Source organism: Flagellimonas flava (assembly GCF_900129665.1).
Taxonomy (GTDB): domain Bacteria; phylum Bacteroidota; class Bacteroidia; order Flavobacteriales; family Flavobacteriaceae; genus Flagellimonas; species Flagellimonas flava.
The window spans coordinates 119380-131891 of the sequence record NZ_FQWL01000003.1 but is presented as its reverse complement, the minus strand read 5'-3'; the positions used below and the strand labels follow the sequence as shown (position 1 = coordinate 131891).

The 12512-nt window shown below is 42.7% G+C and carries 13 protein-coding genes; 6 read left to right on the top strand and 7 right to left on the bottom strand.

What is annotated here, in order from left to right:
• The first annotated feature begins 13 nt into the window (after positions 1–13).
• Both BUC10_RS10200 and BUC10_RS10195 read left to right on the top strand, forming a co-directional pair.
• Positions 14–313 (top strand): HPF/RaiA family ribosome-associated protein, encoded by a 300-nt coding sequence (locus tag BUC10_RS10200; protein WP_073179181.1) that lies wholly within the window; start codon positions 14–16, stop codon positions 311–313.
• 47 nt (positions 314–360) lie between these two features.
• Positions 361–987 carry a hypothetical protein gene (locus BUC10_RS10195; RefSeq protein ID WP_073179179.1) on the top strand — a complete coding sequence of 209 codons (627 nt, stop codon included), beginning with the start codon at positions 361–363 and terminating at the stop codon, positions 985–987.
• On the opposite strand, the gene BUC10_RS10190 is transcribed toward BUC10_RS10195, so the two are convergent.
• From BUC10_RS10190 to BUC10_RS10170, 5 genes are read right to left on the bottom strand one after another with little or no spacing between them, the layout of a single operon-like run.
• A complete protein-coding gene (locus tag BUC10_RS10190) occupies positions 988–1455 on the bottom strand; it encodes a GNAT family N-acetyltransferase (RefSeq protein WP_073179176.1) in 468 nt (155 codons plus the stop codon).
• Position 1456: 1 nt separating this feature from the next.
• Positions 1457–4096 carry a DUF5916 domain-containing protein gene (locus tag BUC10_RS10185; RefSeq protein ID WP_073179174.1) on the bottom strand — a complete coding sequence of 880 codons (2640 nt, stop codon included), beginning with the start codon at positions 4094–4096 and terminating at the stop codon, positions 1457–1459.
• A gap of 3 nt (positions 4097–4099) precedes the next feature.
• Complete coding sequence (locus tag BUC10_RS10180) at positions 4100–4564, bottom strand: hypothetical protein (protein ID WP_131819063.1); 465 nt, start codon at positions 4562–4564, stop codon at positions 4100–4102.
• A 2-nt stretch (positions 4565–4566) separates the two neighbouring features.
• Positions 4567–4857 carry a DUF1272 domain-containing protein gene (locus BUC10_RS10175; RefSeq protein WP_073179161.1) on the bottom strand — a complete coding sequence of 97 codons (291 nt, stop codon included), beginning with the start codon at positions 4855–4857 and terminating at the stop codon, positions 4567–4569.
• Positions 4858–4860: 3 nt separating this feature from the next.
• On the bottom strand, positions 4861–5379 hold the full coding sequence (locus BUC10_RS10170; RefSeq protein WP_073179159.1) for a DinB family protein: 519 nt from the start codon (positions 5377–5379) through the stop codon (positions 4861–4863).
• A 121-nt stretch (positions 5380–5500) separates the two neighbouring features.
• Between BUC10_RS10170 and BUC10_RS10165 the strand changes: the two genes are divergently transcribed.
• Positions 5501–5944, top strand: a complete 444-nt coding sequence (locus BUC10_RS10165; protein ID WP_073179156.1) for an Lrp/AsnC family transcriptional regulator — start codon at positions 5501–5503, stop codon at positions 5942–5944.
• A 262-nt stretch (positions 5945–6206) separates the two neighbouring features.
• Here the strand turns inward: BUC10_RS10165 and BUC10_RS10160 are convergent, their stop codons facing one another.
• Both BUC10_RS10160 and BUC10_RS10155 read right to left on the bottom strand, forming a co-directional pair.
• Positions 6207–7553 carry a sugar porter family MFS transporter gene (locus BUC10_RS10160; RefSeq protein WP_073179154.1) on the bottom strand — a complete coding sequence of 449 codons (1347 nt, stop codon included), beginning with the start codon at positions 7551–7553 and terminating at the stop codon, positions 6207–6209.
• 32 nt (positions 7554–7585) lie between these two features.
• Complete coding sequence (locus tag BUC10_RS10155; RefSeq protein ID WP_116465765.1) at positions 7586–8821, bottom strand: 3-deoxy-D-manno-octulosonic acid transferase; 1236 nt, start codon at positions 8819–8821, stop codon at positions 7586–7588.
• Between the two features lie 88 nt (positions 8822–8909).
• Between BUC10_RS10155 and BUC10_RS10150 the strand changes: the two genes are divergently transcribed.
• The 3 genes from BUC10_RS10150 to BUC10_RS10140 all read left to right on the top strand — a co-directional run bounded on the left by BUC10_RS10150 (position 8910) and on the right by BUC10_RS10140 (position 12496).
• Positions 8910–10064, top strand: coding sequence for a DegT/DnrJ/EryC1/StrS family aminotransferase (locus BUC10_RS10150; RefSeq protein WP_073179152.1), 1155 nt, complete (start codon positions 8910–8912; stop codon positions 10062–10064).
• A 2-nt stretch (positions 10065–10066) separates the two neighbouring features.
• Positions 10067–11083 (top strand): UDP-glucose 4-epimerase GalE, encoded by a 1017-nt coding sequence (gene galE, locus BUC10_RS10145; protein ID WP_073179150.1) that lies wholly within the window; start codon positions 10067–10069, stop codon positions 11081–11083.
• 135 nt (positions 11084–11218) lie between these two features.
• The gene (locus BUC10_RS10140) at positions 11219–12496 is read left to right on the top strand and encodes a metal-dependent hydrolase family protein (RefSeq protein WP_073179148.1); all 1278 of its coding nucleotides are present in this window, start codon (positions 11219–11221) and stop codon (positions 12494–12496) included.
• Positions 12497–12512: the final 16 nt, after the last annotated feature.

The following is a 12512-nucleotide window of genomic DNA, read 5'->3' as shown; positions in this document are numbered from 1 at the left end:
TAAAAATAGCGTTATGGTTGTGAACATTCAATATCAGAAGATGCAATCCAGCGAATCCTTGAACAGGATTCTAATGAAAAAAATGAACAGGCTTAGTGCAAAGTATGGATGGGTCATTAAGGCCAATGTCCTATTTAAAACGGAGCCGGATAGGACGGGGGAAGGAAACATCTGTGAGATTGAACTGAGTGCACCCGGACCTAGGCTTTTTGCGAAGTCCAATTCGGATAATTTTGAAAAGTCCATGGCCGAAACAATTGATGATTTAAAAAGACAATTGGAAAAAAGACAGGGGCAATTTGTCAGACATTAATTGAGATCATTCCCCATTGTCAATAGGAAAATAGTAAAACAAATACCATGAAAACAAAGTTGATTTTTCTTGTACTGTGGTTTGTGGTTGGATGTTCTTCAACAAAGTTGGTAGGAACTTGGAAAAACCCAGATATTGTATTGTTTGATGCTTACCAGGTATTGGTGGTGGGGATGAGTCAAGATGAGGAGGTTCAAACTGAGTTTGAGACGCGTATGACCGAAAGATTGAAGGCTGCCGGAGTTGATGCCATGCGAAGCATAGATCTGTTTGATGTGGAGTTTACGTCCTCCCAGAAATCGGAACAAGAGTTGTCCGAAGTAGAGCAACAGTTGTTGGATAAAGGTTTTGACGCCATACTTTTTACCAAGGTGGTGGGTACGGAGAACAAGCGCACTTTTAGGGAGCGGATGAACAATTTCAGTAATCTCTACACGCGCTTTAGTTCGGATTATTTGGGGCATCAGGACATTTACTACGATCCAGAGTACTACGAAACCTTTAATCTGTACCATATAGAAACCGCATTGTACTGTATCTGTGTGGACAAGGAAAGGGAGCTTATCTGGAAAGGTGACTTCGAGGTTGAGGAGCCTTCCAAAGTGGATAAGACCATTGATGCCTATATCAAATTGATGACTTCCGCCATGCAGGAGGAAGATGTTATATTTTAGTTAGTTGAAGCCTTGGGTGTTCAAAAAGAAACGCAGTTTGCTTTTTCTTTTTGCCCCAAGGCGTTCATAGAACTGTACGGCCCTGGTATTGAAAACCGGGGTCTGCCATTGCATTTCCAAACAGCCCATGCGTTGGCCTTCATCCTGAATCCGTTTCAATAGTTTTTCGCCAATCCCCAGCCCTCTTGCATACTCTTTGAGGAAGATACAATCCAAATAAAGATACGGACTGGCATCCCAGGTGGAAAATTGCTCCATGTAGGTGGCATAGCCAATCAGGATTTTATCGCACTCCACAACTAGGCAATGCATTTTTTTTGGATGCTGAAAAATTGCAGTAATTAACCCTTCTTTTTTACCGGAACTCTGGTAAGGGCATTTTTCATAAGCTGCATGGGCAGCACAGAGGGGGATGATGCCCTCAATATCTTCTGGCTTGGCAGGTCTGATGTTAATATCAAGTTTCATGTTATCGTCTAAATCTGTAGGTGGCTTTTAATAGGAAAATATTTTGGGGCTTGGTATCAAGAATATTGTTATTGAGTCCTTCAAACAATCCGTCATTAAAATCCCCGAACTGGGAAATGTCCTGGGACCATACCAAATAAAGTTCGGAACCGGGAATGTACTCCCATCGTAATACCATATTGGAACGCCACTGAACGAAGGAAAAGTCGGGTTGGAAAAAACTATAGTCGGTGACTCCATCCCTATCCTCGTCCACGGTGTATGAACCGTTGTCCAAAGTGATTTGTTGGGTATCATAAGTAGAAAAACGACTCTCGAATCGTTTCGCCAATGGATTCGTGATGTATTTCAAATCCTTGTAGGTACCCTTTGAGACAAATGGTTGTCCCCAATATTGTAAACTTAGATTTGGGGTTATGATATAATCTACACGCAGGGGAAACCTTAGCGTTTCTTGAGTTATGGTTCCATTAATGTATCGAGCCGAGTTGTTGAAGGCTGAAGTCGTTACATATTGCAGCTGTTTCCTGTTTTTAGCATAAAAAGGGGCCAGCGAAACCTGCAATGCATTTGTGGGTTGATAGGTGATTGTGGTGTTGAGTTCCCGGTAGTTGTTGTCCGTGCCAAAATCGTAAAGATCCCTGAAAGTCATGTTCAACCGTAGTTTCTTTCTACTGTCCGATATAATGCCCAATTGGTAATCAATCCAGGGCTGACGACGTAATCGGGGGCCTCCCCTAAGTTCGGCATTGGAGTAGCGATGGGGACTTATAGTGGTGCTGCCATTGAGCCACCAATTGTTTTTGAAGTTGACCCATCCATTGACCCTAAAACTAAGGTCGTTGAAGTTGCCTTGAAAATCATGGTTGCCCACATGGGTATAATTGATGGCATAGGACCGGATATTTTCCAGTGGTTTTGTGGTGCGATATTGAACCCAGAGATAGTGTTTGAAATCGTCCGCAACAAGTTGAAAGCCCACATCATTGAGTTCCAGTTCGGGGGAACGCCATGTGCCTCCGGTTTCAAATCTCCAGTTGCCCGAAGCTTTTCCAAACTGTAGGTTGCCCCCGGTTCCGGTCAATGAAGTTCTGGTGGTATCTACTGATACATGGTCCGCGCCATCCCTCTGAAACAAACGGGTGATGGATTGTTGCGTTCTGGTAATGGCATTGGCACTTCCGTTTACCCGACTAAATACCAAATTTCCTTTGAGGTAATAGGCCCGGTTTTTCCATTGATGGGTGACATCCAAACCGCCAGAGTAGGCCGATTTATGTAAAAAATCAAGGTTGTCGACCAACTTCCGATTGACACCTGTAAAGATTCCTCCAATAAAGGTATTGTTGTTGTTGAAATCCTTTTGGATTCGGGTAACGAAGTAATTGGTAAGAGGTTCGACAGCCTCTTTCCGCTCGTTAATGCCATCGGAAATCTGTGCTTTTTCTTCCTCGGTAATACTTTCCAAAACCCCAATGGACCATCCGTCCCTGGTCTTGCCACTGAATTTGGCCGCTCCCAAAATAGTGGAAACAGCTGGCTGATCGGCAAACTCGGATGGACCAATATTGGCAAAACCTTGAGGAGCCCTGCCAATCCTTCGGGAGTAAAAAAGATTATCCACTCCTCCAGTGGGGAGCCACGCTCTGGATGCGGAAAAAGTATAGTCGAAGATATTTTTGTTCTCCACAAAAAAAGGGCGTTGCTCAGGAAAGAAAATCTGAAAACCGTCCAAGGCAATGGCAGATGGGTCTGCTTCTACCTGTCCAAAATCCGGATTTATGGTAAAGTCCAAGGTCAGATCATTGGTGATCCCAATTTTTCCATCAAGTCCGGCATTCAATTGCGAATCTCGACCATCCCTGAACGGATTTCCGGTTTCTGCCTCATAGGTAGTAATGGAGGAAACTATGTAGGGCTGCAATTCCAATTGCTGCTGCGGGACCAGATTTTTTAGCCCGTGCAATTCCCCAAAACTGCTTACCCAGCCCGGCGCGTTAATTGGACTCCGTTGCCAAACGGAACGCTCCTCTTTCCTAAAATACCTTCGGGTAGATTGGATTCCCCACACCTGATCTTTACCCTTTCCAAATCGCAATTGACTCAGGGGAATACGGATTTCAGCGGTCCACCCCAAATCGTCAATATTGGTTTTGGCATACCAGATAGGGTTCCATGTATTGTCCCAATTACCACCATCATTGGTGATGAATTCTTCCCCCTTAACTCCAGAAACGGAAAGTGTAAAGGAAAAAGCGGTGCGCAGGTCATGAAAACTGTCAATATTGATTTCTACCCAATCCCCATCAAAACCATCCCTTCGGGATAGTCTTCTAACAATTCCATCTGGGTCTTTATCAAAGCAGCGAAAAGCCACATAAATGTTTTTATCATCATAAATGATTTTGAGCTGGGTCTGCTCCGTGGGTTGGGTATTTTCCTGTGGACTTAGCTCTATATAGTTTCCGCTCCATTCCACCAGTTCCCAAGCTTTGTCTTGAAGCTTGCCATCAATTTTGGGCGATGGAAGTTTTCCAACAGACGCAGTGGTGTAGATTCGTTTTGGGATGGAATCTTGAGACAAAAGGATTCCTGGCATCCAACACAGGAGTGCTGATGCTAATACTAATATTTTCTTCATGTTTTAGTGCTGTATTACATCGTGCAAATAATTGTTGAACCTGGGTTGACCTGGATTTTGAAGCACTTCCTTGATCCAGGTTTTACGTTCATGCAGAAACACTTCAAGCTCCCAGACGCAAAGTAGGGAGTGGGGGCTGTGGGGCGATTTACGAATGAGGTTTGGCGCATTATAGCGCGCAAAATAGACCTTGGTCTCTATCATTTCCCCACCTGTCCACCAGTTGATCAATATCCAAACTCCTTCCCTGGCCTCGTGCACAATAAGGAACGCCATTCGGTGCAGCGGAATTTTGGATTTTTCAGCCTTTTTCAGCCAAAGGGGTAATTTGGTGATTGCCTTTTGAAGAATGGTGTAGGATGTAAACTCCTTTTTATTCGTTATTGCATAGATCTTTACCTTCCAATCATCCACTTCGGACAATTGAAGAAAGCTGATTTTTCGGGGTCTATAGGCTTCAAATTCCATACTCATCTTTTTTCGGGTGGAATGTTCTTCAGTAAACTGATCTTTGGCTGAATTTTCTCAAGGTCCTTGGGCTTAAACACTTTTTCTGTGCTAGCCGGGTATTTTTGCACCATTTCGGAAGGTCGGATGGGGCGTTTTTCAAAATTGCCTCCGCAGCTTGGACATACATTTTTAAAAACCTCTTTGGCACATTTTTCACAATAGGTACATTCAAAGGAACAAATCATGGCCTCTGTGGAGGTATTAGGTAAAGCTTTGTCGCAGTGTTCGCAATTGGGTCTAATAGCTAGCATTTTCTAGAGATATTTTTGTTCAACGATTTCTGTATGCCAAATATCATGTCCGATAATGGTAAAGGCGGCTGCCCTAGCGGACATTGCTCCGGAGTTCGCATTTCCAATCTGTTCTAAGTCTTCATCGGTAAAACTGTTTAAAAGGTTAATGGATGCCAGGCGGTTGATTCTGAACTCTTCTAACAGCGCAGCCATTGTTTTCACGTTGGCATGGGAGGGCTCTACATAAATATTCTGGTCAAAACTGGACAAAGGAGTTTTGTCGGCGCGGGCAATTCGAAAACACCTGTGCATGAAAATCCGCTCGGTATCAATAAGGTGCTGTAACACTTCCTTTATGGTCCACTTGCCAAATTGGTAGGCATGATTGTGCTTTTCTTGTGGAATGGAATTGAAAAACGTAAGGATATTGTCCCCGCCTTTTTTGAAACCTTCCTTGAGCTCTGTCCCTTGTGGGACTTTATCCAGATATCTTTGATAGTAAGGATCGTATTCGATGGATTTTAGATCGGATGTGTTCATAGATGCTTTTGTTTAATGAAATCAAAGTTAGTGCAAAGGCTCTGTATTGTAAATTAATATATAATGTATAATTAATAATTTATGTTACTTTTGAATGTTTTTTAAACAAAAAGCATAATTTATGAAGGTTGATGAGATTAATTGGAAAATTTTGGAAGCACTCCAGCAGGACGCGAGGATATCGCTGAAAGAAATTTCCAAGCTCGTAGGATTGGCTTCGCCTACTGTGGCCGAGCGTATTCAAAAAATGGAGGATGCGGGCATTATTCAAGGCTATAATGCCAAATTAAATATGCATTCGCTGGGGTATACCTTGGGAGTGTATATCTCTATTAAGATTAGATTTGGGCAAGTACAGCAATTTGAAAACTACATTGCCTCCGTTCCTGAAATATGCGAATGCCATAAGCTGACTGGGCATGACTGCATGTTAATGAAAGGATACGTCCGTGACCCAAAACATTTGGAAGATTTAAATACAAGATTGGCGATTTATGGAGAATTGACAACCTCCTTAATCTTGACCTCCATTGTGGATGGGAAGGTCTGCTCATCACCATTTTAAGGAAAGAACCTATGAGGGCAGAATTCCCAAAAAGTCCAATAATATGCAAACGGGAATAGCGATCAAAATGAGGACCAATACAAAAACCATGAGCCTTAAAAAGCCCACTAGCATTTTATTGCCAAAAGAAACTTCATCAGTCATAATAGTGTTATTTCCTTTCAATGTACGGAATTATTCATGTAACCACCTCGGAACCAGTCCCAATATTCGATTAAATGGGCGCTTTCAGGTATGTGCTGTATAATTGTGTGGCCTTAGACTATTTCCCAGAACTTAGTTTTTTGCCCAATTCTTCCAGGGAAACCCCTTTGGTCTCTGGCATTTTAAAGATGGCCCATAACAGTTGTAAGATCATCATGGCCGCAAAAAAGTAATAGATATACCAAACCGAATCCTTCATGTAACCTTCCTGGTCATCCAGAAAAATTGGGGTAATCAAGGTAATCAATGCGGCAAAGACCCAATGCGTGCTGGTGCCCCATGATTGTCCATAGGCGCGAACACGATTTGGGAAAATTTCGGAAATGAATACCCATATTACGGCGCCTTGCCCAATGGCATGGGAAGCTACAAACAGACAGATGAATAGAATGGTAAACGAGGGAGCAAGTTGTTGTTGAAAACAAATTCCCACCATAATTAAACTGAAGATATATCCGATGGATCCAATAATAATCAATTGACGGCGACCCAATTTATCGAGAAGTCGCACCCCGATAATGGTAAAAATCAGATTTACAATACCAATGGCTATAGAATTGAAGAGTGACTCTTTTCCACCCAATCCTGCCTGTTCCAATATTTCTGGAGCGTAGTACAGTACAAAATTGATCCCAGATAACTGATTGAAAAATGCAATGAAAAACCCTAACCATAGAACCTTGGAGTATTTTTTTTGAAAGAGGCTGTCATTGGATGTGGAATCTTCGAGATTTGACTTGATTTCCCGAATTTGATTCTCAGCTTCTTCTGGAGAATAAATGCCCTTGAACACCTTCAATGCCGCATCTACATCTTTCTTTTGCGAAATCAACCATCTTGGACTGTTGGGTATTTTTAATACCATGAGCGTGTACAACAATGCTGGTACAGCTTCTATTCCAAGCATCCATCTCCAGTCATTTCCTCCATCAAAACCTTTAAGTGCCCAATTGGAGATGAAAGCCACCAAAATTCCGAATACAAGCCAAAACTGGTACAATCCACCCAATTTCCCTCGATTGTCGCTGGTGGTTATTTCAGAGATATAAATAGGCGCGGCCACCGATGATACTCCAACACCCACACCACCAATAAATCGAAAAAAAGAAAAGAGATAGGGTTCAGGTGCAACGGCACAACCAAGAGCGGAGACCAAAAAGAAGACACCGACCCAAAACAAGGTTCTTTTTCTGCCCAATACTTTTGTGGGAATTCCACCAAGCAAAGCTCCAAGAACAGTTCCCCAAAGCGCCATGCTCATAATAAAAGTACCATGGAACAATGGGCTGGTGTTCCAAAGTTCTTTTATGGGGAGGTTGGCACCAGAGATTACCACTGTGTCAAAACCAAACAAAAAACCCGCCAGAGCAGCGGTGAGGGAAATTCTAAAAATACGGTTGTTCATGGAGGTCAGATTTTTCTAAAACTAGGGAAAAATTAAAGAATAGTTTTTACATAATCCATTACTTGGTTGGTTGCACCAACATTTTTTGTGATATAATTTGAATTTATCATGCCCGTTTTGGTTCTGAAAGGATGGTCGGTGGTAAGACTGGCCATTCGTGAATTGAACTCCTTTAAATTCGAGATAGAATGAATCCCCTTTTGCGCAACAAGGTCTTCCGCTTCCTTGAAACCGTCATAGTTTGGTCCAATAAGTACAGGGATACCATAAACAGCAGGTTCTAAGGTGTTGTGGAGCCCGGTAGCAAAGGCACCTCCAACATAAGCTGCATCTGCGTAGCTATAAATCTTGGTCAGCAACCCAATGGTATCTATGATGAGCACATCGTATTGTGATAAGTCTGTTTCGCCCATCTCCGAAAAACAAACTGTTTTTTTGGAGATACCATTTTTTATTCTTTGAATATGGGTAGGTTTTATAGTGTGTGGGGCCAATGCAAATTTTTGACCTTTTGGGGCATTGTTGATGTATTCTGCTAAGATTTTTTCATCTTCAGGCCAGGTACTTCCCGCAACCAAGCAAAAATCTCCGCCCTTAAATCGCGCCATAAATTCCAACTGATTGTCGCGCTTAAGTATTTCGTAAACGCGATCAAAACGTGTGTCTCCACTTATGGTAACATTCTGATGCCCCAGGGTATTTAACAGTACTTTGGAATTTTGATCTTGGACAAAAAAGTGGTCAAATGTCAAAAGGCTTTTGCGCATGAAACCACCCCAGGGTTTAAAGAAAATTTGTCTTTTCGAAAAGATAGCGGATACTAATAAGGTTGGAATTTTACGCTGTTTGAGCTGCGCAAGATAATTGGGCCAGATTTCATATTTGATGAATATGGTCAAGGAAGGATTGAAGGTGTCCAGAAACTGCCTGGTATTTGATTGTGTGTCCATGGGAAGATAAAGTACATGGTCGGCGGCCTTGGAGTCCTTTTTTACCTCATATCCTGAAGGGGAAAAGAAGGTGAGTACGATTTTGTGTGCCGGATAGGAATGTTTGATTTCCTCCAAAATGGGAAGTCCTTGCTCGTATTCGCCCAAGGAGGCAACATGCATCCAAATACAGGGTTGGTCAGAGGTAGAGATAGTTGCAAGGAGCTTTTTTGAGGCCTTTCTTCCTTTTACAAACAGCCTAATTTTAGAACTAAAAATGGCAATTAGTTGCAAAATCCACCAAGCAATACTTACTAAAAGGTTGTAGAGTCCTCGCACAGAAATCGATTTCCGCAAAAATACATTCTTTCGGCAATAGCAGATTATGGTATGTTTATTTCTTAATTTTGCCACTCAATTTAGTCGGATGAAAAAAATACAAATGGTCGACCTAAAAGGTCAGTACGAAGGGATTAAGAGCGAGGTGAACAATTCCATTACTGAGGTGCTGGAATCATCAACGTTTATCAATGGTCCGCATGTACATGCCTTTCAAAAAGAACTGGAAGATTATTTAGGGGTTAAACATGTGATTCCTTGTGCCAATGGTACCGATGCCCTTCAAATCTGTATGATGGGTCTTGGGCTAAAGCCAGGCGATGAGGTGATTACGGCCGACTTTACGTTTGCAGCTACTGTTGAGGTTATAGCGCTGCTGAATCTTACCCCTGTCTTGGTAGATGTGGAGCCGGACACCTTTAATATTGACCCTAAAGCCATTGAAAAGGCCATTACACCGAAAACCAAGGCAATTGTTCCTGTCCATCTTTTTGGACAATGCGCCAACATGGATGCCATAATGGAATTGGCGGAAAAGCACAATTTATACGTAATCGAAGACAATGCACAGGCCATTGGTGCCTCGCACACCTTTGAGAACGGAGAAAAGAAGAAAGCGGGAACCATTGGCCATGTGGCGTCCACTTCCTTCTTTCCGTCAAAAAATTTGGGATGCTATGGTGACGGAGGTGCCATTTTTACCGATGATGATGACCTGGCGCATACCATTAGGGGAATGGTAAACCATGGGATGTATAAAAGGTACCATCACGATGTGGTTGGGGTGAACTCCCGCTTGGATTCCATTCAAGCTGGTGTGCTGCGTGCCAAGCTCCCTAATTTGGACAGCTACAATAGAAGTAGAAGAAATGCTGCGGAAAAATATTCAAAAGCCTTTGAAGGTCAGTCCAATATTGTGGTGCCAAAATTCTCAAATTGTGAGATGGGTCCATGTGAGGATTGCAGTTGCCATGTATTTCATCAGTATACCCTTCGAATATTGAACGAAAAAAGAGACGCATTAGTGCAACATTTAAACGATAAGGGCGTTCCTTGTGGAGTATATTATCCGATTCCCTTGCATAGCCAAAAGGCCTATCGGGACGACAGATACAATGAAGCGAATTTCCCAGTTACCAATCAGTTGGTGAAAGAGGTGATATCGCTGCCGATGCATACGGAATTGGACGATGAACAAATCGAGTTTATAACGAACTTGGTGATTAACTTCGTAAACGGATAACTATGAAAATATTGGTAACTGGTGGTCTTGGATTTATTGGGTCACATACCGTTGTTGAACTTCAGAATGAGGGTTTTGAAGTAGTGATAATCGACAATCTTTCCAACTCCTCTGAGGATGTCTTGGATGGTATCGAGGCCATTTCTGGTAAACGCCCCATTTTTGAGAAAATGGACCTTCGTGATAAAGATAAGGTTGTGGCATTTTTCCAGAACCATGGAGATGTGCAGGGTGTAATTCACTTTGCAGCTTCCAAGGCAGTTGGGGAAAGTGTCGATAAACCTTTGTTGTATTACGAGAACAACCTTGGTGTTTTGGTGTATTTGCTTCAGGAACTAACCAAAAAAGATAATGCCAATTTCATTTTCAGTTCCTCTTGTACGGTGTATGGTCAGGCTGATAAACTGCCCATAACAGAAGACGCTCCGGTAAAACCTGCTGAATCTCCGTATGGAAATACCAAACAGATAGGGGAGGAAATTATCCGCGACACCTGCAATGTAAATCCGAATTTATCTGCGATAGCGTTACGTTACTTTAATCCAATCGGGGCACATCCTTCCGTTGAAATTGGTGAGCTACCTTTGGGAGTTCCACAAAATTTGGTTCCCTTTATTACGCAAACAGCGATTGGACTTCGTGAGAAATTATCCGTTTTTGGAGATGATTATCCTACCGAAGATGGTACTTGTATTCGGGATTATATCCATGTTGTTGATGTGGCCAAAGCCCATGTGGTTGCCCTAAAAAGGTTGTTGGAAGACAAGAATGAAGGAAACTACGAGGTATTCAATCTAGGTACTGGGAAAGGAAGTTCAGTTTTGGAGGTAATCCAAAGTTTTGAGCGTGTTTCAGGTGAAAATTTGAACTATCAAATTGTGGACCGAAGACCAGGTGATGTTATACAAGCATATGCAGATACAGCCAAAGCCAATAATGTGCTGGGCTGGCAAGCAGCATCTACCTTGGACGATTCCATGAAATCTGCTTGGGATTGGGAACGAAAAGTACGGAGTTAGAGCCATCTTAAGCTACAATTTAAAGCCTGTCAGACGACGGGCTTTTATTTTTTTAAATAGAAAGTTGGGGCATCATTTGTTGAGGAAAAGGAATCAATCCGTACATTTAGCAGTATAACCAATAGCTAATTCAAAATGAAAAACTTCCTTCTATTTTCAACCTTACTAGTTGTTTCGGTTGCCTTAGGGCAAGACTCTTACCTGCAATGTGGAAGCATTGTGGACGTGAACTCGGGAAAGGTATTGTCCGAGAAGACCATAGTGGTTTCGGGAAAATCCATCAAAGCTATCCAAAACGGATATCAAAGCGGGAATAATCAGGATGTTGTTATTGACCTCAAAGACAAAACGGTCCTGCCTGGATTTATAGATATGCATGTGCACATCGAAACACAATTTAATCCCCAAACCTATGTGCAGCGATTTACCCTTAATGAGGCCGATGTCGCATTTATTGCTTCCCAGCATGCCAAAAACACTTTGATGGCGGGTTTTACCACGGTTAGGGATTTGGGTGGCAGTGGTGTAAACATTGCACTAAAAAAAGCTATAGCGAGGGGTACTGTTAAGGGGCCGCGTATTTTTACGGCCGGAAAATCTATTGGAACAACCGGAGGACATGCCGATCCCACTAATGGAATGAAAAAAGCGCTAATGGGGGATCCAGGTCCCAAAGAAGGTGTGGTCAACTCCCCGGAAGATGCAAGAAAAGCCGTCCGCCAGCGATATAAGGATGGAGCCGACGTTATTAAGATCACGGCTACGGGTGGTGTTCTAAGTGTGGCGAAAAGCGGTCAAAATCCACAATTCACCATTGAGGAAATAAAGGCAATCACCGATACCGCAAAAGATTATGGTATGTTGACCGCTGCCCATGCCCATGGGGATGAAGGTATGCAAAGAGCTGTCAAAGGTGGAATAAAGACCATAGAACATGGTACCTTAATGAGCGATGCGACCATGGACCTCATGGTGCAATACAATTCGTTCTTGGTGCCAACCATTACTGCAGGCAAACAAGTTACCGAAAAAGCCAAGGTGGAAGGGTTTTTTCCGCCTGTGGTAGCCAAGAAAGCCAGTGAAATAGGACCAAAGATTCAAGGCATGTTCCAAAGGGCATATAAAAAAGGGGTTCCCATCGCCTTTGGTACCGATGCGGGTGTCTTTCCCCACGGAGAAAACGCCCGGGAGTTTGTGTACATGGTTGAGGCGGGAATGCCTGTTATGGAGGCCATTAAATCAGCAACGGTGACCAATGCCGAGCTTTTGGGAATGGCAGACAATCTTGGACAACTGAAAGAAGGCTTTTTGGCAGATATTGTGGCGGTGAACCAAAATCCCAAAGAAGATGTAGAAACCCTCAAGGACGTTGTGTTTGTTATGAAGGAGGGCAAAGTATATAAATCACAATAAACCTTTTTCTTTTAAT

Coding starts and splice junctions, on each gene's coding strand:
- BUC10_RS10200 (WP_073179181.1), top strand. CDS start 14: ATGGTTGTGAACATTCAATATCAGAAGATGCAATCCAGCGAATCCTTG.
- BUC10_RS10195 (WP_073179179.1), top strand. CDS start 361: ATGAAAACAAAGTTGATTTTTCTTGTACTGTGGTTTGTGGTTGGATGT.
- BUC10_RS10190 (WP_073179176.1), bottom strand. CDS start 1,455: ATGAAACTTGATATTAACATCAGACCTGCCAAGCCAGAAGATATTGAG.
- BUC10_RS10185 (WP_073179174.1), bottom strand. CDS start 4,096: ATGAAGAAAATATTAGTATTAGCATCAGCACTCCTGTGTTGGATGCCA.
- BUC10_RS10180 (WP_131819063.1), bottom strand. CDS start 4,564: ATGGAATTTGAAGCCTATAGACCCCGAAAAATCAGCTTTCTTCAATTG.
- BUC10_RS10175 (WP_073179161.1), bottom strand. CDS start 4,857: ATGCTAGCTATTAGACCCAATTGCGAACACTGCGACAAAGCTTTACCT.
- BUC10_RS10170 (WP_073179159.1), bottom strand. CDS start 5,379: ATGAACACATCCGATCTAAAATCCATCGAATACGATCCTTACTATCAA.
- BUC10_RS10165 (WP_073179156.1), top strand. CDS start 5,501: ATGAAGGTTGATGAGATTAATTGGAAAATTTTGGAAGCACTCCAGCAG.
- BUC10_RS10160 (WP_073179154.1), bottom strand. CDS start 7,553: ATGAACAACCGTATTTTTAGAATTTCCCTCACCGCTGCTCTGGCGGGT.
- BUC10_RS10150 (WP_073179152.1), top strand. CDS start 8,910: ATGAAAAAAATACAAATGGTCGACCTAAAAGGTCAGTACGAAGGGATT.
- galE (WP_073179150.1), top strand. CDS start 10,067: ATGAAAATATTGGTAACTGGTGGTCTTGGATTTATTGGGTCACATACC.
- BUC10_RS10140 (WP_073179148.1), top strand. CDS start 11,219: ATGAAAAACTTCCTTCTATTTTCAACCTTACTAGTTGTTTCGGTTGCC.